Annotated in this window: 18 protein-coding genes; 7 read left to right on the forward strand and 11 right to left on the reverse strand. The window is 68.7% G+C overall.

Annotated elements, in window-relative coordinates:
- Nucleotides 1-20: 20 nt before the first annotated feature.
- From ACIBVL_RS13075 to ACIBVL_RS13085, 3 genes are all read right to left on the reverse strand, one after another.
- Nucleotides 21-1,736, reverse strand: coding sequence for a protein kinase family protein (locus tag ACIBVL_RS13075; protein ID WP_399096524.1), 1,716 nt, complete (start codon nt 1,734-1,736; stop codon nt 21-23).
- 137 nt (nt 1,737-1,873) lie between these two features.
- On the reverse strand, nt 1,874-4,159 hold the full coding sequence (gene murJ, locus ACIBVL_RS13080) for a murein biosynthesis integral membrane protein MurJ (RefSeq protein ID WP_399096527.1): 2,286 nt from the start codon (nt 4,157-4,159) through the stop codon (nt 1,874-1,876).
- Nucleotides 4,160-4,203: 44 nt separating this feature from the next.
- Nucleotides 4,204-6,597: a DUF6049 family protein gene (locus tag ACIBVL_RS13085; RefSeq protein ID WP_399096530.1), complete on the reverse strand. Its 2,394-nt coding sequence runs from the start codon at nt 6,595-6,597 to the stop codon at nt 4,204-4,206.
- A gap of 258 nt (nt 6,598-6,855) precedes the next feature.
- On the opposite strand from ACIBVL_RS13085, the gene ACIBVL_RS13090 reads away from it, so the two are divergent.
- Complete coding sequence (locus ACIBVL_RS13090; RefSeq protein ID WP_399096533.1) at nt 6,856-8,298, forward strand: CCA tRNA nucleotidyltransferase; 1,443 nt, start codon at nt 6,856-6,858, stop codon at nt 8,296-8,298.
- 102 nt (nt 8,299-8,400) lie between these two features.
- Here the strand turns inward: ACIBVL_RS13090 and ACIBVL_RS13095 are convergent, their stop codons facing one another.
- From ACIBVL_RS13095 to ACIBVL_RS13110, 4 genes are all read right to left on the reverse strand, one after another.
- Nucleotides 8,401-8,895 carry a hypothetical protein gene (locus tag ACIBVL_RS13095; RefSeq protein ID WP_399096535.1) on the reverse strand — a complete coding sequence of 165 codons (495 nt, stop codon included), beginning with the start codon at nt 8,893-8,895 and terminating at the stop codon, nt 8,401-8,403.
- Nucleotides 8,896-9,010: 115 nt separating this feature from the next.
- Nucleotides 9,011-10,273, reverse strand: coding sequence for an MFS transporter (locus ACIBVL_RS13100; protein WP_399096538.1), 1,263 nt, complete (start codon nt 10,271-10,273; stop codon nt 9,011-9,013).
- A 93-nt stretch (nt 10,274-10,366) separates the two neighbouring features.
- A complete protein-coding gene (locus ACIBVL_RS13105) occupies nt 10,367-11,449 on the reverse strand; it encodes an inositol-3-phosphate synthase (protein WP_399096541.1) in 1,083 nt (360 codons plus the stop codon).
- A gap of 44 nt (nt 11,450-11,493) precedes the next feature.
- Complete coding sequence (locus ACIBVL_RS13110; RefSeq protein WP_399096544.1) at nt 11,494-12,174, reverse strand: PadR family transcriptional regulator; 681 nt, start codon at nt 12,172-12,174, stop codon at nt 11,494-11,496.
- Between the two features lie 362 nt (nt 12,175-12,536).
- On the opposite strand from ACIBVL_RS13110, the gene ACIBVL_RS13115 reads away from it, so the two are divergent.
- Together ACIBVL_RS13115 and ACIBVL_RS13120 are read left to right on the forward strand one after the other, a co-directional pair.
- Complete coding sequence (locus ACIBVL_RS13115) at nt 12,537-15,206, forward strand: transglycosylase domain-containing protein (protein ID WP_399096547.1); 2,670 nt, start codon at nt 12,537-12,539, stop codon at nt 15,204-15,206.
- A gap of 131 nt (nt 15,207-15,337) precedes the next feature.
- Nucleotides 15,338-16,837, forward strand: coding sequence for a glycosyltransferase family 87 protein (locus ACIBVL_RS13120; protein WP_399096551.1), 1,500 nt, complete (start codon nt 15,338-15,340; stop codon nt 16,835-16,837).
- Nucleotides 16,838-16,940: 103 nt separating this feature from the next.
- Here the strand turns inward: ACIBVL_RS13120 and ACIBVL_RS13125 are convergent, their stop codons facing one another.
- The 3 genes from ACIBVL_RS13125 to ACIBVL_RS13135 all read right to left on the reverse strand — a co-directional run bounded on the left by ACIBVL_RS13125 (nt 16,941) and on the right by ACIBVL_RS13135 (nt 19,685).
- Complete coding sequence (locus tag ACIBVL_RS13125) at nt 16,941-17,972, reverse strand: alanine racemase (RefSeq protein ID WP_399096554.1); 1,032 nt, start codon at nt 17,970-17,972, stop codon at nt 16,941-16,943.
- 73 nt (nt 17,973-18,045) lie between these two features.
- Nucleotides 18,046-19,167, reverse strand: a complete 1,122-nt coding sequence (gene femX, locus ACIBVL_RS13130; protein ID WP_399096557.1) for a peptidoglycan bridge formation glycyltransferase FemX — start codon at nt 19,165-19,167, stop codon at nt 18,046-18,048.
- Nucleotides 19,168-19,370: 203 nt separating this feature from the next.
- Nucleotides 19,371-19,685: a hypothetical protein gene (locus tag ACIBVL_RS13135; protein WP_399096560.1), complete on the reverse strand. Its 315-nt coding sequence runs from the start codon at nt 19,683-19,685 to the stop codon at nt 19,371-19,373.
- Between the two features lie 287 nt (nt 19,686-19,972).
- On the opposite strand from ACIBVL_RS13135, the gene rpsF reads away from it, so the two are divergent.
- From rpsF to rplI, 4 genes are all read left to right on the forward strand, one after another.
- Nucleotides 19,973-20,263, forward strand: coding sequence for a 30S ribosomal protein S6 (gene rpsF, locus ACIBVL_RS13140; RefSeq protein WP_005482942.1), 291 nt, complete (start codon nt 19,973-19,975; stop codon nt 20,261-20,263).
- Nucleotides 20,264-20,343: 80 nt separating this feature from the next.
- Nucleotides 20,344-20,934, forward strand: coding sequence for a single-stranded DNA-binding protein (locus ACIBVL_RS13145; protein ID WP_399096563.1), 591 nt, complete (start codon nt 20,344-20,346; stop codon nt 20,932-20,934).
- Between the two features lie 81 nt (nt 20,935-21,015).
- Nucleotides 21,016-21,252: a 30S ribosomal protein S18 gene (gene rpsR, locus ACIBVL_RS13150; RefSeq protein ID WP_003949403.1), complete on the forward strand. Its 237-nt coding sequence runs from the start codon at nt 21,016-21,018 to the stop codon at nt 21,250-21,252.
- 18 nt (nt 21,253-21,270) lie between these two features.
- Nucleotides 21,271-21,717: a 50S ribosomal protein L9 gene (gene rplI, locus ACIBVL_RS13155; RefSeq protein WP_399096566.1), complete on the forward strand. Its 447-nt coding sequence runs from the start codon at nt 21,271-21,273 to the stop codon at nt 21,715-21,717.
- Between the two features lie 172 nt (nt 21,718-21,889).
- Here rplI and ACIBVL_RS13160 read toward each other — a convergent pair whose 3' ends face one another.
- Complete coding sequence (locus tag ACIBVL_RS13160) at nt 21,890-23,227, reverse strand: MATE family efflux transporter (protein WP_399096569.1); 1,338 nt, start codon at nt 23,225-23,227, stop codon at nt 21,890-21,892.
- Nucleotides 23,228-23,417 lie beyond the last annotated feature (190 nt).

Consider the following 23,417-nt stretch of genomic DNA (forward strand, 5'->3'; position numbering starts at 1 on the left):
CCTCCCCCTCCGGTGAGACGTCAGCCCGTGAACTTCACGTCCGTGATGGCCTGCTTGTAGCCGGCGCCGCTGTACTGGTCCTGCCCCGAGTACGGCACCGCCGTGATCCACACGAGAACGTACCGCGTCTTGACCGGGTTCTTGGCCGAGATCTTCAGTTCCTGGCCGTTGGTCTGGGCAGTGGCGATCTTCGTCATGGAGGCGAGGGATGCCGACGACGAGAGCGAGTCGGCCGCGTACAGGGTGGCTGCCGTGTAGCGGCCGCCGTAGTGCAGCCCTATCGAAGCGGCCGAGAGGCTCTGTTCGGAACCCAGGTCGTAGACGATGCCCACGCCCTCCTTGTAGGGGGCGAGCACCGGCCCGGCGTCGAACGAATAGGACCGCCAGTACGTGGAGCTGTCCCCGTCATAGGTGAGCTTCACGTCGTTGGCGTGCTGGGCCTTGCCGTCGGGGTAGTACTCGGCGGCGTCCTGAATCTTCAGCGTCTTGACGGGCTTGGGCGCCGCGCTGTTCTTGTCGCCCTCGTCCGTCGTCTGTGTCTGGTCCGTGTCCTCGGACTTGCCCCGGTCCATCAGGGCGTCCGCGAGCTGCCAGCTGCCCAGGCCGAGCGCGGCGATGAGGAGTGCGGACACCGCCCACTTCAGGGCCCGGCCGGTGCGGCTCTGCAGCGGGGGCGGCGGGGTGGGCACCGGCTGGGTGGCACCCGGGTGGGGTGCCGGGCGGCCGTAGGTGCCCTGCTGGTACGTCGTGCGCTGGTACTCCGGCGGCGCGGTGAACGCGGGCTCCGGCGGGCGGATGCGGGGCATCTCGCCGATCGCCTTCACCAGCTCCTCGGGAGTGGTGCACGCGGCCTCGTGCCGGGAGGCGGTCGCCCCGTCGTTGACGAGCGCGCGCATGGCGAGCTCGGACAGGCCCCGGTGGACGCCGGCGCGGACCTGGTCGGGGGCGATCAGACCGACGTCCTTGGGCAGCCCGGCCAGTCCGTGGGCGTCGTTCTCGTACGGCCAGCGCTGGGTGAGCGCCGCGTACAGCAGGGCGCCGATCGCCTCGGTGTCGGTGCGCTGCGGGGTGTCGGAGGTGATGCCGCGCAGGGCGGCGTTGACCGCGAGGCCCCGGATGCGCCACTGGCCCGTGGAGGCGCGCAGCACGGCGCTGGGGTTCAGCCGCAGGTGCGACAGGCCCTCGCGGTGCGCGGCGGCCATCGCGGACGCGATCTGGCTGACCATCTGGTACGCGTCGTGCGGTTCCAGTGGCCCGGCCGCGAGCAGCGTGGTCAGTTCGGTGGCGTCGGGCAGCCACTCGTGGACGACGTAGACGAGGTCGTTCTCCTCGACGGCGTCCAGGACCTGAACGAACCGGGGGTCGCCGAGCAGCGCCGAGGAGCGGGCCGCGGCCAGCACCGAACGGGCGCGTGTGTGGTCCGCCGGCAGGACGTGGACGCCCACGGCACGGCGGAGTTTCTCATCGACCGCACGCCAACTGCTGAAACCGTCCAGACGGGTGACGCACTCCTCGAGACGGTAGCGTCTGGCGAGCTTGTGGCCGCTGTGCAGTTCAGGCGGTGAGGCCTTCCCGGGATGTTCCGTCCCGCCACTCCCCTGTGCCTCGTCGCTGTCCGTGTCCCGCTCCCGGTTCTTGGCCACCCCGTCGGCCGTGGACTGGTCCGCCTGTGCGGCCAGCGGCTCGTCGCCGCTGTTGTCTGCCACGTCGACGGCAGCTGTGCTCCGTTCCGCCACCGTCGTTCCTGCCTCCCCATCCCATGCGCGCCGCCGACCTCGTGCGCGCCGTCCGACGCCGGATCCAATTGTGCCCACAGTCCGCCGCTATGCACGACACGCGGCGGACAACGATGGTTGTGCGCGTACCCCCTCGTTCAGCGGCCCAGGCGTCCGCGGACCATGCCGACGAGGGAGTTGAGCTCCTCGATGCGCATGCGGCGGGCGGCGACGAAGAAGATGCCGAGCAGAAGGACGCCTCCGGCCAGCAGCGCGGCGAAGGAGCCGAGGACGCCCTGGCCCAGGGTGTCTGCGATGCCGTAGCAGGCCGCGCCACTGATCAGCGCCGCCGGCACGGAGGCGATGCACAGTCTGGCGTACGTGCGCAGGACGTGGGCGCCGTCGAGGTCGCCGCCGAGCCGCTTGCGCAGCCGGTTCCAGGCGACGCCGACACCGATCGCGTAGGCCAGGCCGTAGGCGGCGGCCATGCCGACCACGGCCCAGCGGGCCGGAAGCACGAAGTAGCAGGCCGCCGAGGCACCCGCGTTGACCGCGGCCACGATGACGGTGTTGTAGAAGGGCGTCCGGGTGTCCTCGTAGGCGTAGAAGGCCCTCAGGACGACGTACTGCACGGAGTAGGGGATCAGACCGAGGCCGAAGGCCATCAGCATGAAGCCCATGTTGGTGGCCTCGCTGGTGCCGGAGGAGCCGAAGATCAGGGTGCACATCGGGATGCCGAGGGCGAGGAACCCGAAGGCGATCGGCACGATGGCGACGGCCGTGGTACGCAGTCCCTGGGAGATGTCGTCGCGGACCGCGCCGCCGTCGCCCTCGGCCGCCGAGCGCGAGATCCGCGGCAGCAGGGCGGCCATCAGGGAGACGGTGATGATGGCCTGCGGCAGGCCCCAGATCAGCTGTGCGTTGGCGTAGGCGGCGAAGCCGGTGCCGTCGACGGGCGAGTCCTTGCCGGCGGCGGTGGACAGCTGGGAGACGACGATCGCGCCGGCCTGGTTGGCGAGGACGAACAGGAACGTCCACTTGGCGAGCGTCACGGCCTTGCCGAGGCCGTGGCCCCGCCAGTCGAAGCGCAGCCGCAGCCGGAAGCCCGTCTCCCGCAGGTAGGGGATCATCGCCAGGGCCTGCACGACCAGGCCGAGAAGGACGCCGATGCCGAGGAGCCGCTGGCCCTCCGGCGGGATGGACGTGACCTTCATGCCCGAGTCGGCGGCGGTGCCGTAGACCCAGATGAACATGCCCAGCGTCACGATGATGACGATGTTGTTCAGGACCGGCGTCCACATCATCGCGCCGAACTTGCCGCGGGCGTTGAGGATCTGGCCCATCACGACGTGGACACCCATGAAGAAGATCGAGGGCAGGAAGTAGCGGACGAAGGTGATGGCGACCTCGTTGGCCGCCGGGTCGCTGGCGACCGGGTCGGACAGGGCGCGGATCAGCAGGGGGGCACCGGCGATCGCGCCGACGGTGAGTACGCCGAGCGCCACCATCACCAGCGTCAGGAGACGGTTGGCGTAGGCCTCGCCGCCGTCCTCGTCCTCTTTCATGGCGCGCACGAGCTGCGGCACGAAGACGGAGTTGAGGCCGCCGCCGACGGTCAGGATGTAGATCATCGTCGGCAGTTGGTAGGCGACCTGGAAGGTGTCGCCGAGGAGGCCGACGCCGAGCGCGGAGACGATCAGCGCGGAGCGGACGAAGCCGGTGAGTCGGGAGACCATCGTGCCCGCGGCCATCACGGCGCTGGACTTCAGCAGACCGGCCGCCTTGCCGCCCTTCTTCGCGGGCGGGGCGGGAACCGGATCGGGGGCCGGTGCGGCGGGTGTGGTGCCGAGGTTCATGGTGTGGTCGTCCGCGGGCGGCGCGGACGCCGGGGCGGCCTGGTACTGCTGCGTGGGCCCCTGACCCCTGGGCGCGGCGGCCGGGCCGGGCACCGCCGGGGGGCCGGCCGGCGGACGGGTGCCGCTCTGCTGCTGGTCCTTGAAGAGGTGCGCGAAGGCGTCGGGCCGGTCCTGCTGCTCGCCGGAGTGGGACACCAGGTCGTCCACGCCCACGAACCGGGTCGTGCGCGGATCGTCGCCGTACGGCAGGTACTGGCTCGGGCCCTCCGGCTCGGGCGCCGGGGTCTGGGCCCACACGTTCGGGTCGGGGGCGTACGGGGAGGGCTCGGGGCGGCCGTAGAGCGGCTGCTGCGGCTGGTACGGGCCCGAGGGTGGCGGGGGGTGCGCGGCGCGGTCGTAGAGCGCCTCGGCGACCGGGTCCTGCGCGGTGAGGTCCTGGGAACGGTAGGGGTCCTGGTCGTAGGCGTCCTGGAGGTACATGTCCGCGGGGTGCTGCGGCGGCACCTGGCCGTGCTCGGGCGGCGGGCCCTCGGGGTGACCCGAGCTGCCCGCGGCCTGGCCGCGGTCACCCTCGTACGGCGCGTTCATGGTTACCCCACCTCATCGTCCCGGGCCCACCGGCCACGACATCCTCAACGGTCCACTCTCTCACCCGTCCCCGAGGGGTCGGTGCTTTCCGCTGCGGTGTCCGGTGTCCCGTCACTCGCCTGCTGCGGGTCGTCTGCCCCGGACCGGGCACCCGACTCTTCCTCGGTACGGTCCGCGGAGCCCGCGGGGTTTTCCGGACCGTCGTCGGCCCCGGTCTCGGCGGTCTCCTCGGCGCCGGCCTCCTCGGCCTCCCGGGCCGCGGCCCGCTTGCGCTGGGTGTACATGCGGAAGCCTGCCAGCACGAGCAGCAGCACACCGCCGCCGATGACCAGCATCACGGTGGCCGTGATCTCGGTGACCTTCACGTCGAAGACGACCTCGCCGCCGTACTTCTGGCCGTCCTCGGTGTACAGCTGGGCGATCACCCTGGTCTGGCCGTTCACGTTGGCGGACGTGGTGAACTTCACCGTCGTGCTGTGACCGCCGGAGACCTCGATGGCTTCCTGCGCGTAGACGTCTCCGCCGATCTCCAGACGGGTGTCGTTGGCCGAGGTGAGCCGCAGGATCAGGTGGTCGACGCCCTGCACCAGGTTGTTCTGCACGGTCACGGGGATCGTGGCACTGCGCCCGGAGAGCTTGGTGTCCGACTTGTCGATCAGCTTGACCTGGTCGGTGAGGGTGTCGAGATAGGACTGCACGCCCTGGCGGAAGGTGCTCGCCGCGGTGGACAGGCCCCGCCACGACGTGGACATCTCACGGTTGGTGGCCCGCCCGAAGGGGGTCACCACCCGGGACTTGTCGGTGAGGATCACCTTGAAGTTGTCGAGCGTGTCCTGGGTGGCCGCGGTCTGCTCGAAGGCCGACCGCTGCAGCTCCTGCTTGCGCAGTGAGGAGGGGTACGCCGACCTCGACGGCACCTTCGTGGTGGCACCGCTGTCGGGCTTGGCCTTGGCGGCCGCCGTGAGGTCCTGGGACTGCGACCAGTTGCCGCCCTGGAGCGCGGAGACCGCCTGCGCCAACGCCTGGGCCTGGCTCGCGGTCGGCATGCGCTGCGGGGCGACGACGATGCTGCGCTGCTTGTGCGTCTGGAGGTTCACCTCAAGGCTCTGCGCGAGGAACTGCTGCACCGCGAGTGTGGACGCGGACGCTTTCGTCAGGTCGCCCTGGAACGTCTTCGACAGGCGCGCGTCCGCGACCACCGCCGTGGTGCCACCGCCGATGGGCCGGGCGGCAGAAGGGGTGTAGGACAGGCCGCCGTTCTCCGCCAGGCTGTCGCTGCGCGCGATCACCTTGTCGGCGCCGGCGGAGGTGGCCACCTTCACGATCGACCGGTCGACCGCGCCGTCCACCGGCCAGGCGAAGTCGGTGCTCGGCGTCACGTGGAGCACCGTCTCCACCGTGGTGGCGGCGACATCGGTGGCCGCCTTGAGCTGGCTCAGGGAGCTGGTCACGCCGGTGCCGTTGTGGGCGAGGGAGGCCAGGTCCGGGTCGGCGAAGGGCAGGGCGACGACCTCCCGGTCGGCCACCGCCTGCTGCAGCTCGGCGAGCCACTGCTTGGCGACCGCCTGGTGTGTGCCGGCGGTGGTGGTGTCGCCGTCGGCACGGACCCGGTAGCTGCCGGTCATGGCGTCGACGGACGCCAGCAGGTCCGGGTCGATCACCCAGGTGACGTCGAGTTCCTTGCCGAGGCTCAGGAGCTGCTCGAGGCGGCCGCCGGGGGCGATCTCCTCGGCCAGGTCGTCGTTGAGGAAGACAGGTGTCTGCTGCGCGTTCGAACCGGTCTCCGCCGTCATGTGGACGGTGGAGACCAGCGGCCACAGCACCGTCGTCTTCGTCGCCGTGTCCGCCTCGTCCGGCTGCCAGGGCAGGAAGGTCCGCTGGATGCCCAGCACCTGCTCCCAGGGCTGCGCGGACGTCTCACCGGACAGGGAGACACCCAGCGGGTAGACGCCGTCGTCGCCGAGGTCCAGCTCGTCGACCGGTACGGAGATGCTGAAGTGCTCGGCGACGCCCGGCGTGAGCTCGGAGAACTCGGCGACGTACTTGCCGCCCACCTCGGAGCCGGAGCTGCCCGAGAGGCCGTTCGCGTCCTTGGCGGCGGCGTCGATCGCCGAGCGGGTGGTCAGCGCGGACCCCACCTGGAGGCCGACGTGGGCGTCGGTGACGGCCTGCTTGCCCTTGTTGGTGACCGTGCCGGAGACGGTGACGGTGTCACCGTCGGTGGGGACGGCGGGGCTGAGGGAGTCGACGGCGACGGCGACCGTGCCCGTGGTGGCGGCTTCCTTGGCGGCTGCCGGGGTGTCGGCGTGCGCGGGGAGCATGGGCAACTGGAGCAGACCGGCCAGCAGGGGCGCCCCGGCGAGCAGTGCTCCGGTGCGCCGCAGCCACCGGCGGGCAGGTGAGGGACTCATCCCCGGGAAGTCTGCCGCCTCGGCCACGCGTTCGCCCGTCCCTCGTCGTCGTCAGTGGTCGTCGGAATGTGCGTCCACGCATGGTAACGATGCGCGCCGAGGGGAAGTGCCGCGGACCGCTCCACAAGATCAGGAGAGGCCGCCGTACTGTCCTCTATATATGCGTATCAGGCGGAGTGGCTGTGAAAAAGCTCTAACACTGATCTTCAGCGGCTATCGCCCGAGGTGTCCGCCGGCCGTAATCCGGGCGCCCGGGGCCCGTCGGGCCACGTACCCTTTTCTGTTGTGCCGAACGCCAACGAAGAAACCCCCAGTGCCCTGAGCCAGGTGCAGCACCGCGCGCTGAGCGAACTGCTGCGGGTAGCGCCTGTCGCCGACGACCTCGCCCGCCGCTTCCAGGAGGCCGGGTTCTCACTCGCCCTGGTCGGCGGCTCGGTCCGGGACGCGCTGCTCGGCCGGCTCGGCAACGATCTGGACTTCACGACGGACGCCCGCCCCGAGGACGTCCTGAAGATCGTGCGGCCGTGGGCGGACGCGGTGTGGGAGGTCGGCATCGCCTTCGGCACGGTCGGCGCCCAGAAGGACGGCTACCTGGTCGAGGTGACGACGTACCGCTCCGAGGCGTACGACCGCACCTCGCGCAAGCCCGAGGTGTCGTACGGCGACTCCATCGAGCAGGACCTCGTCCGGCGTGACTTCACCGTGAACGCGATGGCCGTGGCGCTTCCGCAGAAGGAGTTCATCGACCCGCACGGAGGCCTCGACGACCTCGCGGCCCGGGTTCTGCGCACCCCGGGCACGCCCGAGGAGTCCTTCTCGGACGACCCGCTGCGGATGATGCGCGCCGCCCGCTTCGCCGCCCAGCTCGACTTCGAGGTCGCCCCCGAGGTCGTCACCGCGATGAAGGACATGTCAGAGCGCCTTGAGATCGTCTCAGCGGAACGCGTACGGGACGAGCTGAACAAGCTCATCCTCTCCGCGCACCCGCGCAAGGGCCTGAGCCTGCTGGTCGACACCGGCCTCGCCGACCATGTCCTGCCGGAGCTGCCCGCCCTGCGGCTGGAGAGCGACGAGCACCACCGGCACAAGGACGTCTACGACCACACACTGATCGTTCTGGAGCAGGCGATGGCGCTGGAGGAGAACGGCCCCGACCTGACCCTCAGGCTCGCCGCGCTGCTCCATGACATCGGCAAGCCGCGCACCCGACGCTTCGAGAAGGACGGCAGGGTCTCGTTCCACCACCACGAGGTGGTCGGGGCCAAGATGACGAAGAAGCGCATGACAGCGCTGAAGTACTCCAACGACCTGGTGAAGGACGTCTCCCGCCTCGTCGAGCTCCACCTGCGCTTCCATGGCTACGGCACCGGAGAGTGGACCGACTCCGCCGTCCGCCGTTACGTCCGGGACGCGGGACCGCTCCTGGAGCGCCTCCACAAGCTGACCCGCTCCGACTGCACGACCCGAAACAAGCGCAAGGCGGCCGCGCTGTCGCGGGCGTACGACGGTCTGGAGGAGCGCATCGCTCAGCTCAAGGAGCAGGAGGAGCTCGACGCCATCCGCCCCGACCTCGACGGCAACCAGATCATGGAGATCCTGGGCGTCGGCCCCGGCCCGGTCATCGGCAATGCGTACAAGCACCTGCTGGAGCTTCGCCTGGAGAACGGGCCGATGGGGTACGACGCGGCGGTGGCGGCCCTCAAGGAGTGGTGGGCCGAACAGAGCTGAGGTCGTTGAAAGGGGTCATGTTTCACGTGAAACATGACCCCGGTCATGCGCGAGGGCCGGTGTTTCACGTGAAACACCGGCCCTCGCGCATGTGCTGTGCTGCTACTTGACTTCCTTCAGGCAGAGCACCACGTCGTGGCCGCCGCCGTACTGGACGTAGGAGATCGTCGCCTCCGTGACGGCCTCGCACTTGCTGTCGTCGCTGGAGCCGTCGAACTTCTGGACGACCTTGTACTGGGCCTTGCTGTCGGAGCAGCCGACCTCATTGAGGTCCGGGCTCGAGTCCGTGCCCTCGTTGTGCATGCACGAGCCCACCGACGTCGTCTCCGCGTCGTCGCGCGTCAGGAACCAGCCCGCGCCGAACTTGAGGAGACCCACGATGACGGCGACGACAATGACGCCGATGATGCGTATGGCCTTCTTGCTCTTGGGCTTGCCGGCCGGGGCGGGCGGAGGAACCGGGGCGCCGCCCTGGTTCGGGAACGGAGCGTACGGCTGCTGCGCCGGGACTCCCGGCTGACCGGGCTGCTGCGCGACGGGGCCGGTGGGCGTCTGGGCGTACGGGTTCTGACCCTGTGGAGGCGGCGGAGTGGTCATGCTGGGGGTCCCCCTAGAACGTGGTGCGCGTGGCGCGAAATAAGACCCACGTAAAGTACAGGCCACCACTGACAGTCCCTCACTCCAGGCGAATTCTGTGTCTTTGATGTGACCCTTACCGGCGTTCGAATCGGGCCAAAGCCCCAGCAATTGCTCCGTAGATAACGGCGACCGTTACCACCAGCGCCGCTGAGCGACCGTCAGGCGGCAGCATCAGGGCGGCGACTCCGGCGGCGCCGACGAAGGCGACGTTGAAGAGGACGTCGTAAACGGAGAAGATTCGGCCGCGGAAGCCGTCCTCCACCGAGGACTGCACGATGGTGTCGGTGGCGATCTTCGCGCCCTGGGTGACCAGTCCCAGGACGAAGGCCGCGATGAACGTGGTGGCTTGGGTGAACGGGAGCATCAGGGTGAGCTCCAGGACGGCGGCCGCCGCGGAGCAGACGACGATCCAGCGGCCGGGGCCCAGTCGTCCGGCTGCCGATGGGGTGACCACGGCGGCGAGGAAGAAGCCCGCACCCGAGATGCCCACGGCGAGGCCGAGCAGGGCCAGCCCCTGGTCGGGGTCGGACGACCAGGCGTACCGGCAGAGCATCAGCACCATGACTGTCAGGGCCCCGTAGCAGAAGCGCATCAGCGTGATCGAGCCGAGCGCCCACGCGGCCTCTCTGCGCTTGGGCTGGGTCAGGTGGCGTACGCCGGAGGAGAGTCCGTGGGCGGTGCCTCCGAGGGCGGTGACCAAACCGGCCCGGACCTGTGCACGCTCGGGCCCGAGCAGATCCGCGGCCATGGTCAGCGACATGAGCGCGGCGCACAGGTATAGCGCGCTGCCCAGCAGGACCACCGCGGCATCGGTGTCCGCGATCGCCAGCCGGACGACGAAGGCCAGACCGCCGCCCGCGACCGCGGCCAGCGTTCCGGCGGTCGGTGAGAGGGAGTTGGCCAGCACCAGACGTTCGGCGTCGACCACCCGGGGCAGGGCCGCCGACAGGCCCGCGAGGACGAAGCGGTTGACGGCGGTGACGCACAGCGCGGAGACGTAGAAGAGCCAGTCGGGGACGTGACTGAGCATCAGGACGGCCGTCACGGATGCCAGCAGGGCCCGCAGCAGATTGCCGTAGAGGAGGACCTGGCGCCGGCGCCAGCGGTCGAGGAGGACGCCCGCGAAGGGGCCGACGAGGGAGTAGGGCAGCAGCAGGACGGCCATCGCGGACGCGATCGCGCCGGCCGAGGTCTGTTTCTCCGGCGAGAAGACGACGTAGGCGGCGAGCGCGACCTGGTAGACGCCGTCGGCGCACTGGGAGAGCAGCCGTACGGCGAGCAGGCGCCGGAAGGTGCCGAAGCGCAGCAGGACGCGCAGATCACGGACGACGGCCATGGGCACAGCCTCACATATGGGGAAGGTCCCCGGGTCGGGTGACCCGGGGACCTTCTCAGCCCTGGCAGGAGCGAATTTCAGTGGGGCGTGGAGCTAGCGCTCGACCTCACCGCGGATGAACTTCTCGACGTTCTCACGGGCCTCGTCGTCGAAGTACTGGACCGGCGGGGACTTCATGAAGTAGCTGGAGGCCGACAGGATCGGGCCGCCGATGCCGCGGTCCTTGGCGATCTTCGCGGCGCGCAGGGCGTCGATGATGACACCAGCGGAGTTCGGGGAGTCCCAGACCTCGAGCTTGTACTCCAGGTTCAGCGGGACGTCACCGAAGGCGCGGCCCTCGAGGCGGACGTAGGCCCACTTGCGGTCGTCGAGCCAGGCGACGTAGTCGGACGGGCCGATGTGGACGTTCTTCTCGCCGAGGTCCCGGTCGGGGATCTGGGAGGTGACGGCCTGCGTCTTGGAGATCTTCTTGGACTCCAGGCGCTCGCGCTCGAGCATGTTCTTGAAGTCCATGTTGCCGCCGACGTTCAGCTGCATCGTGCGGTCCAGGACGACGCCGCGGTCCTCGAACAGCTTCGCCATGACGCGGTGCGTGATGGTGGCGCCGACCTGGGACTTGATGTCGTCGCCGACGATCGGGACGCCCGCCTCGGTGAACTTGTCCGCCCACTCCTTGGTGCCGGCGATGAAGACCGGGAGGGCGTTGACGAAGGCGACCTTGGCGTCGATGGCGGCCTGGGCGTAGAACTTCGCCGCGTCCTCGGAGCCGACGGGCAGGTAGCAGACGAGGACGTCGACCTGCTTGTCCTTGAGGATCTGGACGACGTCGACGGGCTCGGCGTCGGACTCCTCGATGGTCTGGCGGTAGTACTTGCCGAGGCCGTCGAGGGTGTGACCGCGCTGCACGGTGACGCCGGTGGTGGGCACGTCGCAGATCTTGATGGTGTTGTTCTCGGACGCGCCGATGGCGTCCGCCAGGTCGAGGCCGACCTTCTTGGCGTCCACGTCGAACGCGGCGACGAACTCGACGTCACGGACGTGGTAGTCGCCGAACTGGACGTGCATCAGGCCCGGGACCTTGGACGCCGGGTCGGCGTCCTTGTAGTACTCGACGCCCTGTACCAGCGACGCGGCGCAGTTGCCCACGCCGACGACGGCTACGCGAACCGAACCCATTCCGGTTGCTCCCTGTGTGTACGAGTGAGGCCCTGGATGAGCGCTCACGTGGTGGTGTCGTCGGGCGTATCCGTCCCGGGGGTGTCCCCGGGACGGGGCAGGACGCCCGACGCTCCAGATGTGTTCTGCTGAGCGGACCCCCCGGAAGCGGAACCCTTCAGGTCCCGTCCGGCCCGCTCGCTCTCGATGAGCTCGTTCAGCCAGCGCACTTCGCGCTCCACGGACTCCATCCCGTGGCGCTGGAGCTCAAGCGTGTAGTCGTCGAGGCGCTCCCGGGTGCGCGCCAAGGAGGCGCGCATTTTCTCCAGGCGCTCCTCCAGCCGGCTGCGGCGGCCTTCGAGGACTCGCATACGGACGTCGCGCGAGGTCTGCCCGAAGAAGGCGAAACGGGCGGCGAAGTGCTCGTCCTCGTACGCGTCGGGGCCCGTCTGCGAGAGCAGGTCCTCGAAGTGTTCCTTACCTTCCGCCGTCAACCGGTAGACGATCTTGGCGCGACGCCCTGCGAGTGGTGCGGCGAGGGCGTCCTCGGGAGTGTTCCCCGGTTCCTCGATCAACCAGCCGTTGGCGACCAGCGTCTTGAGGCAGGGGTACAGCGTCCCGTAGCTGAAGGCACGGAACACCCCCAGTGACGTATTGAGTCGTTTGCGCAGCTCATAGCCGTGCATCGGGGATTCGCGGAGCAGGCCGAGTACGGCGAACTCGAGGATGCCGGAGCGCCGGCTCATCGTCGCCTCCCCTCGTCCGTGGCTCGCTTATCTCGCTCTGATGTATCGACTCGATACATCAAGACGATAGAACGGCCTTCCGGATGCGACAAGTGTGGAGATGGTGAACGGGATCACATCACCGTTTCGTTGCAGGCAAGTTGCCTGATTTGGGATGAACCTCGGGGGCGGGCGGGTTTTGACGGTGCGTAGTCTGTGCGCCATGCACACCACCGGGACCCATGGGACGCCGGGGGGCGTCGAGGTCTCCGGTGCCGTACGGGTGAATGCGCGACCGACCGCATCCGTACTTCGGGGGGACAGGAAACCAGCCGCCCTTTCCAGGCGCGCACGGATGCGCCTGCCCTAGGAGTAATCGTTCGATGAGCGAGCACCGTCGCAAACCGCCGCAGCCGCAGGGAGGCGGACGTGCCGCGGCCCGACGCGGCCCTTCCGGTCAGTCCTCCGGCCGCCGCGCGGCACCGCGAGGCGCCACCGGATCTCCTTCCGACTATGGGTTGGGCCACGGGTCGGAGAGCGAGGAGCAGTCGTACACCGGCCGCGCCGAGGCCCGACGCGCTGCCCAGAGAAACTCAGGCGGGCGGCGCAGAGCGGCCGAGCCCGCAGGGGGCCGCCGCGGTGGCCCGACGGGGCCCGGCAGGGGCAGAGGCACCGTGCCCGGCAGGAAGCGCCTGATCGACTATCCGCGCGCCGACAAATACGGCTGGCAGCGCTGGATGCCGTCCTGGAAGCTCGTCGCCGGTCTGTTCGTCGGCTTCATCGGCAGCCTGGTGGCCGTGGCGGGCATCGGCTACGCCATGGTGGGCGTGCCGGACGTCGACCAGACGGCCACGGCCCAGAACAACGTCTACTACTGGAAAGACGGCACCCAGATGGTGGCCACCGGTGGAGAGACGAACCGTCAGAACATCTCCCTCTCGCAGATCCCCCAGGAGATGCGCTGGGCGGTGATCTCACAGGAGAACAAGACCTTCTACGACGACAGCGGCATCGACCCCAGAGGCATCGCCCGAGCAGTGTTCAACATGGCCCGGGGCGGTCAGACGCAGGGTGGTTCGACCATCACCCAGCAGTACGTCAAGAACGCGATGCTGAACGACCAGTCGCAGACGATCTCCCGCAAGTTCAAGGAGATCTTCGTGTCGATAAAGGTGGGCGCCGAGGTCGACAAGGACACGATCATGGCCGGCTACCTGAACTCCGCGTACTACGGCCGCAACGCGTACGGGATCCAGGCCGCCGCCCGCGCCTACTTCGACAAGGACGCCATCAAGCTCAACCCGGGTGAGTGCGCGTTCCTGGCCGCCATGCTGAAGGGCGCCACGTACTACGACCCCGCGGGTGCGACCTCCATCGACCCGGTCGGTGCCACGCCCGAAAAGAACAGCAAGCGGGCCCTGCTCCAGATGCAGGACACCCTCGACAAGATGGTCGAGTACGGCCATCTCGACGCCCAGACCCGGGCCAAGTACACCAAGCTTCCCGCAGTGAAGAACCCCCGGTCGAACACCGACCTGAAGGGACAGGTCGGCTACCTCGTCGACCTCGCCAACGGCTACCTGGTCACCCACAGCAAGGAGACCGGGATCACCCAGAACCTGCTGCAGCAGGGCGGCTACTCGATCTACACGACCTTCGACAGGAACAAGGTCCAGGAGCTCGAGGCGTCGGTGAAGAAGGTCCAGAAGGAAAAGATCAAGCCGAAGGAGCGCCCGAAGACGGACACGCACGTCCAGTTCGGCGGGGCGTCCGTGGAACCGGACACCGGTGCCATCCGGGCCATCTACGGCGGTGAGGACGCCACCAAGCACTTCACCGACAACGCCGACGAAACCGGTGCCCAGGTCGGTTCGACCTTCAAGCCCTTCGTGCTGGCGGCCGCGATGACCTGGGGCGTGCGCGACCCTGATCTGGGGTCGTCGCAGGCACAGGACGAGCGCACCATCGTTTCCCCGAAGAGCCTGTTCAGCGGCAAGAACAAGCTCAAGATCCAGGACTACAACAGGACGGTCTGGAAGAACGAGAAGGGCGAGGAGTGGCTGCAGACCAATGACGGCAACGCCTCGTACGGCTCTCCGCCCGACTACGACATCGACCTGCGCGAGGCGATGCGCGAGTCGGTGAACTCCGCCTTCGTGCAGCTCGGCATGGACGTCGGCCTGGACAAGGTGAAGGACGCCGCCGTCAGCGCGGGTCTGCGGGAGGGCAGCCTCACCGGCACCACCTTCCCCTCGTTCTCGATCGGTATCTCCGACCCGAGCGCGATCCGCATGGCGGGCGCCTACGCGACCTTCGCCGCCAGCGGCAAGCAGCACGACCCGTACTCCGTCGAGAAGGTCACGAGCGAGGAGGGCCAGATCTTCACGCACAAGAACGTGACGAACCAGGCCTTCACCTCGAAGGTCGCCGACAACGTCACGGACGTGCTGAAGACCGTGGTCGAGAAGGGCACCGGTACCAACGCGCAGCTGCCCGGCCGTGACGTGGCCGGCAAGACCGGTACCACCGACGGCAACAAGTCGGCCTGGTTCGTGGGCTACACCCCGCAGTTGTCGACCGCGATCAGCATGTTCCGGCTGGACGACAACGAGAAGAACAAGAACCGGACGTTCCTGAAGATGTTCGGAACGGGTGGCGAGGAGAAGATCCACGGTGCCTCGTTCCCGGCGCAGATCTGGCACGACTACATGGCCGAGGCTCTGGAGGGCACGCCGGCGAAGGACTTCCCGGAGCCCGAGCCGATCGGTGAGGTCGTCAACGCCGAACCGTCGCCGTCGCCGACTCCCACGGTGACCGAGACCGAGGAGACCGAGCCGTCGCCGTCCCCCACGCCTACGCAGACGGAGACCGAGCCCTCGCCCACGCCGACGGGCACCTGCAACGGCTTCTTCTGTAACAACAACGGCGGCACAAGCAACGGTGGCTCGGACGGTGGCACGGGCGATTCGAGCCCGACACCGACGGCTACGGAGACAGACACCAGCTCGAGAGGCAACCAGAACGGAGGCCTTTTCGGGGGTTCAGGCGGCTAGCCGCGCAATCGCCCCGGACGGGCGTTTCACGTGAAACATCTGGACGTTTCACGTGAAACGAGAGCCGCCCCACCGCGCCAGGTGGGGCGGCTCTCGGCTTTTTCCTCACTTCGTACGGCAGGATGTGGCCCATGCCCAGTGCAGAATCGACGCCAGCGCGCGTGCACGAGCCGGAGACGGTACGGCCGACCAGGTACGACAAGGTGGCCGAGGCCGGCAGCGAGCTGATCGGCGGCCCCCTCGGACGACGGGCCCTGCTCGGGACGTCCTGGTGGACTCCCGTGCGGGTCGTCGCGCTCGTGGCGATCGGGATGTTCGCCCTAGGACTGATCCAGAAGGCGCCCTGCTACAACGGGGGCTGGTTCTTCGGCGCCAGCACCCAGTACACCCACGCCTGCTACTCGGACATCCCGCACCTCTACCAGGGACGCGGCTTCGCCGACGGGCTGGTGCCGTACTTCGACAAGCTCCCCGGCGACATGGATTACCTCGAGTACCCGGTGCTCACCGGTGTGTTCATGGAGGTCGCCGCCTGGCTCACCCCGGGCAGCGGCAGCATCCAGCACCAGGAGCAGTGGTACTGGATGGTCAATGCCGGGATGCTGATGGCCTGTGCGGCCGTCATCGCCGTCTGTGTGAGCCGTACGCACGCCCGGCGCCCCTGGGACGGCCTGCTGGTCGCCCTGGCGCCCGCCTTCGCGCTGACCGCCACCATCAACTGGGACCTGCTGGCCGTCGCCCTGACGGCCGCGGCGATGATGATGTGGTCGCGGGGACGCTCCCTCGCCTTCGGCGTGCTGCTGGGGCTCGCCACGGCCGCCAAGCTCTATCCCGTCTTCCTGCTCGGGCCGCTGCTCCTGCTCTGCTGGCGCGCGGGGAAGTGGCGGGAGTACGGCAAGGCCCTCGGAGGCGCTGCCGTCGCCTGGCTGGTGGTGAACCTGCCGGTGATGATGTTCGCCTTCGAAGGGTGGTCGAAGTTCTACCGATTCAGCCAGGAGCGGGGCGTCGACTTCGGGTCCTTCTGGCTGATCCTGGCCCAGAACTCCAGCGACCCCCTCACGACCGACAGCGTCAACACCCTCGCCACGCTCCTGGTGGTGGTGTGCTTCCTGGGCATCGCCTGGCTGACCCTGACCGCGCCGCGCCGCCCCCGCTTCGCACAGCTGGCCTTCCTGGTGGTGGCGGCCTTCATCGTCACCAACAAGGTCTACTCGCCGCAGTACGTCCTGTGGCTGGTGCCGCTGGCCGTGCTGGCCCGGCCCAAGTGGCGGGACTTCCTGATCTGGCAGGCCTGCGAGGTCGTGTACTTCCTGGGGATCTGGATGTACCTCGCGTACACGACCAGCGGAGACGCCCAGAAGGGGCTGCCGACCGACGGCTACCACTGGGCCATCGGCGCGCACCTGGTGGGGACGCTCTACCTGTGCGCCGTGGTCGTGCGCGACATCCTGTTGCCGGAGCGGGACGTGGTGCGCCAGGCCGGCGACGACGACCCCTCGGGCGGTGTGCTCGACGGAGCCGAGGACGTCTTCGTCCTGGGCTCCGCGGCTCATCCTCCCCGGCACGCCTCCCCCTTCGAGGGGCCGCAGGTGGAGTGGGGCACCCAGCCCACCATCGACCGTTCGCCGTGAGCGAACAGGGTGCTCTCCGGCCGTAGCAGAGCCGGACCGGACAGGGAAAAGGCCGTACGCGGAGATTCCGGGTACGGCCTTTTCCGTCGCTGTGTCGCGTCGCTCAGCGGTCCATGAGGCGGTCGAACTGGGTGGTGGTGTGCCGCAGATGGGCGACCAGCTCGTCGCCTACCGTGGGCTCCGGCGCGTCCGCGGGGACGAACAGGATGGACACCTGCATGTGCGGCGGCTCGGCGAACCAGCGCTGCTTGCCGCCCCAGACGAACGGCGAGAGGTTCCGGTTCACCGTGGCGAGGCCGGCCCGGGCGACGCCCTTGGCGCGCGGCATGACGCCGTGCATCGCCTTGGGGGCCTCCAGACCCACCCCGTGCGACGTACCGCCCGCCACGACGACCAGGAAGCCGTCGGAGGCCGCCTTCTGCTGGCGGTAGCCGAAGCGGTCGCCCTTGGCCACGCGTGTGACGTCCAGGACGGCGCCGCGGTACTCGGTGGCCTCGTGGTCCCCCAGCCACAGCCGTGTGCCGATCCGGGCGCGGAAGCGGGTCTGCGGGAACTGCTGCTGCAGCCGGGCGAGTTCGTCCGCCTTGAGATGGCTGACGAACATGGTGTGCAGCGGCAGCCGGGCCGCGCGCAGCCGGTCCATCCAGCCGATGACCTCCTCGACGGCGTCGGAGCCGTCGGTGCGGTCCAGCGGCAGATGGATGGCGAAGCCCTCCAGCCGGACGTTCTCGATCGCGGCGTGCAACTGCGGCAGCTCCTGCTCGCTGATGCCGTGGCGCTTCATCGACGACATCACCTCGATGACCACCCGCGCACCCACGAGGCCGTACACGCCGTCCACCGACGACACCGAGCGCACGACCCGGTCCGGCAGCGGAACGGGCTCCTCGCCGCGCCGGTACGGCGTCAGCACCAGCAGGTCACCGCCGAAGAAGTCCTTGATGCGCGCCGCCTCGTACGTCGTGCCGACGGCGAGGATGTCCGAGCCCAGCCGGGTGGCCTCCTCCGCCAGCCGCTCGTGCCCGAAGCCGTAGCCGTTGCCCTTGCATACCGGGACGAGCCCCGGGAACTGCTCCTGCACGTGCTTGTGGTGCGCCCGCCAGCGCGCGGTGTCGACGTAGAGCGTGAGCGCCATGGCCGGACCTGGGACCTTTCTCGTGGCTGGGTGAGGGAGGTGCGTCAGAGGTGTGGAAGGACGGAACGTGACGTCAGCGGCGCGACATGTAGATGTCGAGCGCCTTGTGGAGCAGCTTGTTCAGCGGGAAGTCCCACTCGCCGAGGTACTCGGCGGCCTGACCGCCCGTGCCCACCTTGAACTGGATCAGGCCGAAGAGGTGGTCGGTCTCGTCCAGCGAGTCGGAGATGCCGCGCAGGTCGTAGACGGTCGCGCCGAGCGCGTAGGCATCGCGCAGCATCCGCCACTGCATCGCGTTCGACGGCCGGAACTCACGGCCGATGTTGTCGGAGGCACCGTAGGAGTACCAGACGTGCCCACCGACGATCAGCATGGTCGCCGCCGACAGGTTCACTCCGTTGTGACGGGCGAAGTACAGCCGCATGCGGTTGGGGTCCTCGGTGTTGAGGGCCGTCCACATGCGCTGGAAGTAGGACAGCGGGCGCGGCCGGAAGTGGTCGCGCACGGCCGTGATCTCGTACAGCCGCTGCCACTCCTCGAGGTCGTGGTAGCCGCCCTGGACGACCTCGACCCCGGCCTTCTCGGCCTTCTTGATGTTCCGGCGCCACAGCTGGTTGAAGTTCTTGTGGACCTCTTCAAGGGAACGGTTCGCCAGAGGCACCTGGTAGACGTAGCGCGGCTGGACGTCGCCGAAGCCGGCGCCGCCGTCCTCACCCTGCTGCCAGCCCATGCGGCGCAGCTTGTCGGCCACCTCGAAGGCACGCGGTTCGATGAAGTCGGCCTCGATGTCGCGCAGCCGCTTCACGTCCGGGTTCTGGATGCCCGCCTTGATGGACGTGGCCTCCCAGCGCCGGATGATCACCGGCGGGCCCATCTTCACCGAGAACGCGCCCTGCTGCTTGAGGTGGGCCAGCATCGGTTCCAGCCACTCGGTCAGATTCGGCGCGTACCAGTTGATGACCGGGCCCTCGGGCAGATAGGCCAGATAGCGCTTGATCTTGGGCAGCTGGCGGTAGAGGACCAGGCCCACGCCGACCAGTTCGCCGGTCCGCTCGTCGAACCAGCCGAGGTTTTCCGAACGCCACTCCGCCTTGACGTCAGCCCAGGCCGGAACCTGCATGTGGCTCGCCGACGGCAGGCTCTGGATGTACGCCAGATGCTGCTCGCGGCTGATCGTCCTCAGGGTCAGGCTCATTCGGGGCGCTCCTCGGGCTGGTGTGTCCCCATGGGTACAGGGGCTCCGGCTCTCGGGCCGAAGCCTACTGCGCCGTACGCCGGGCCCGTCTGGGCGTACGGCACCTTCACCCCGGCCAGTTGGCGGCCGGGGCGTTACGTCAGGGTCCGTAGGTGTCCTACGTGTCTCTCGGTGCCGGTGGTGCCGGACCGGGAACGGTCAGGTCACCACAGTCCGCCGAAGAGACCGCCGTGCGCCATGCCGAGGAAGAAGCCGACCCCGCAGGCACCGAGGCCCAGGATCAGACCGAAGCGCTCACGGGTGGTCTCGGAGATCCACTGGCCGTAGGCGCCGGTCATGATCCCCACCAGACCGGTCCAGGAACTGATCAGATGCAGGTTGTCGAATTGCGCCGTGACGAAGGACACCACTCCGAGTACCAGGGTCACGGCCATCAGCGTGTCCTGGACTGGGTGGGACTTGCCGTCGGTGGCGAAGAGGGAACCGACTCCGGTGTTGGGTCGCAATGCCTGTGCCATAGGGCACCTCCTGCGGAAGGCGGCGCAACGTAGCGCCATACACACCCGATGTGTACAGATTGGCGGTCCCCCCGGCCGGATTTCAACCGGAAGCCGGTGTGCGGGTAGTCTGTACCCTCCGCACCGGTGTCTGCCCAGGCACAGCCAGGAACTCCGCCCAGGTCAACGCGGGGACGTCGCAAGGCGACCCCCGATTGTCAGTGGCGGCCGATACCGTTGCGTACGCATCACAACCCTCCTGCCACGGAACGACCGTGGCCGCTGAGTCCAAAGGAGGTGGGTTCCACATGCGTCACTACGAGGTGATGGTCATCCTCGACCCCGATCTGGAGGAGCGCGCCGTCGCCCCCCTGATCGAGAACTTCCTCTCCGTCGTCCGTGAGGGCAACGGCAAGGTCGAGAAGGTCGACACCTGGGGCCGTCGTCGTCTCTCGTACGAGATCAAGAAGAAGCCCGAGGGCATCTACTCGGTCATCGACCTGCAGGCCGAGCCTGCGGTCGTCAAGGAGCTCGACCGCCAGATGAACCTGAACGAGTCGGTCCTCCGGACCAAGGTCCTCCGCCCCGAGACCCACTGAGCTCTCCAGCTCAGCCGATCTCGGGACTCTGAGTAGCAGCACAAGCAGCCACCAGCAGCAAACCCGCCGAGAGGTTCCCCATGGCAGGCGAGACCGTCATCACGGTCGTCGGCAATCTTGTCGACGACCCCGAGCTGCGCTTCACCCCCTCGGGTGCGGCGGTCGCGAAGTTCCGTGTCGCGTCCACCCCCCGCACCTTCGACCGCCAGACCAACGAGTGGAAGGACGGCGAAAGCCTCTTCCTGACCTGCTCGGTCTGGCGCCAGGCGGCGGAGAACGTCGCGGAGTCGCTCCAGCGAGGCATGCGCGTCGTCGTGCAGGGCCGGCTGAAGCAGCGGTCCTACGAGGACCGTGAGGGTGTCAAGCGCACGGTCTACGAGCTGGACGTCGAGGAAGTCGGTCCCAGCCTGCGCAACGCCACGGCCAAGGTCACCAAGACCACCGGCGGCGGCGGACGCGGTGGTCAGGGCGGCTTCGGCGGCGGTGGCGGCGGCCAGGCCGGCGGCGGCTGGGGCGGCGGCCCCGGCGGCGGTCAGCAGGGCGGCGGCGCTCCTGCCGACGACCCGTGGGCGACCGGCGCTCCCGCCGGTGGCAACCAGGGCGGCGGCGGCTGGGGTGGAAACTCCGGCGGCGGCAGCGGCGGCGGCTACTCGGACGAGCCCCCCTTCTAGACCTTCCGGCCCGGGTGTCCGGGCTTGAACAGGTCGAGGGCGGGTCGTATCCCAACTTCTTGATCACACAGGAGAAACACCATGGCGAAGCCGCCTGTGCGCAAGCCTAAGAAGAAGGTCTGCGCTTTCTGCAAGGACAAGGTCACGTACGTGGACTACAAGGACACGAACATGCTGCGGAAGTTCATTTCCGACCGCGGCAAGATCCGTGCCCGCCGCGTGACCGGCAACTGCACGCAGCACCAGCGTGACGTCGCCACGGCCGTCAAGAACAGCCGTGAGATGGCGCTGCTGCCCTACACGTCCACCGCGCGCTAAGGGAAGGGTGACCGACACATGAAGATCATCCTCACCCACGAGGTCTCCGGCCTCGGTGCCGCGGGCGACGTCGTCGACGTCAAGGACGGTTACGCTCGCAACTACCTGATCCCGCGGAAGTTCGCCATCCGCTGGACCAAGGGTGGCGAGAAGGACGTCGAGCAGATCCGTCGCGCTCGCAAGATCCACGAGATCCAGACCATCGAGCAGGCCAACTCCGTGAAGGCCCAGCTCGAGGGTGTCAAGGTCCGCCTGGCCGTCCGCTCCGGCGACGCCGGTCGTCTCTTCGGTTCCGTCACCCCGGCCGACATCGCTTCCGCGATCAAGGCTGCCGGTGGCCCCGAGGTCGACAAGCGCCGCATCGAGCTCGGCACGCCGATCAAGACGCTGGGCGCCCACGAGACGTCCGTGCGTCTGCACCCCGAGGTTGCCGCCAAGGTCAACATCGAGGTCGTCGCGGCCTGATCGCCGCGTCGTTCGGCTGAACAGCCTCGTCTGAACAGTCTGAGAAGGGGCCGCACCCGCTGGGGTGCGGCCCCTTCTTCATGCTCGGGAGCGGGCTCAGGAGCGGGGGGACGGGTTTCACGTGAAACAGCGTTCCCACTGGACGTCTGAACCGGAGTTTCACGTGAAACGGTCAGCGGGTCGCCCCGGTGACGATCCAACGGCCCGAGCGGGTGCGCAGCCAGAGCGTCAGCATGCGGACCGTCATCATCAGCGTCATTGCTCCCCAGAGCGCGGTGAGTCCACCGCCGAGTGCGGGCACGAGCAGCGCCACAGGAGTGAAGACTGCGAGGGTGAGTACCATCGCCCAGGCGAGATACGGTCCGTCTCCCGCGCCCATCAGCACGCCGTCCAGGACGAAGACAATTCCGCAGATCGGCTGGGACAGCGCCACCACGAGCAGGGCGGGCAGCGCGGCGCCCTTCACCCCGGAGTCGGTCGTGAACAGCGGCAGGAACACGGGCCGGGCGGCGATGACCAACAATCCGAGCACAAGCCCCACGACGACGCCCCACTGCACCATGCGGCGGCAGGCCTCGCGGGCGCCCCGCGCATCGCCGGCGCCGAGGAACCGGCCGATGATGGCCTGTCCCGCGATGGCGATGGCGTCGAGAGCGAAGGCGAGGAGGCTCCATAGGGACAGGGCGATCTGGTGCGCCGCGATATCGGCGTCCCCGAGGCGGGCTGCGACGGCCGTGGCGATCATCAGGATCGCCCGCAGGGACAGCGTACGGACCAGCAGCGGGACGCCCGCCTGGGCGGACGCCCTGATCCCGGCGGCGTCGGGCCGCAGAGAGGCACCGTGGCGGCGGGCTCCTCGGATCACCACGGCGAGATAGACCGCGGCCATGCCGCACTGGGCGATGACCGTGCCCCAGGCGGAACCCGCGATCCCGAGGTCTGCGCCGTAGACCAGTCCGGCGTTCAGGGCGGCGTTGGCGACGAAACCGGCGACGGCCACATACAGAGGCGTCCTGGTGTCCTGGAGTCCGCGCAGTACTCCGGTCGCGGCGAGTACGACGAGCATGGCGGGGATGCCGAGCACCGAGATACGCAGATAGGTGGTCGCGTAGGGCGCGGCGGTGTCCGAGGCGCCGAAGAGTTCCACGAGGGCCGGGGCCGTGGACAGGACGGCGGTGACCACGACGGCGCCGAGCAGCAGGGCCAGCCAGATGCCGTCCATGCCCTGGCGGATGGCCGCCGGGAGGTCGCCCGCTCCCACACGGCGGGCGACGGCGGCCGTGGTGGCGTAGGCGAGGAAGACGAAGACGCTGACCGCCGTCGTCAGCAGGGCGGAGGCGATGCCGAGGCCGGCGAGCTGGGCGGTGCCGAGGTGGCCGACGATGGCACTGTCGGCCAGGACGAAGAGGGGCTCGGCGACGAGCGCCCCGAAGGCCGGGACGGCCAGCGCGACGATCTCTCGATCGTGTTGTCGCAGGGTTGACTTCGGGGGCGCGGAAGCCTGTGTCATGGCCACCAATGTAAATGTCCACAGGTAAGAGATGCAATCGTGCACTGACCCTTACTTGTGGTTGCGTTGCGTGTCGTCCCGCCCCCAGTTCGAGAGGATCTTGGGCTGACTGGGGAAGTTTTTCTTCTGCACAGCCAGTGGATCGGAAAGTTGCAGGTCAGAGCCGGTCGACAGGAAAAGACGAGGGCTT

Origin of the sequence: Streptomyces sp. NPDC049687 (assembly GCF_044465285.1) — a bacterium.
Taxonomy (GTDB): domain Bacteria; phylum Actinomycetota; class Actinomycetes; order Streptomycetales; family Streptomycetaceae; genus Streptomyces.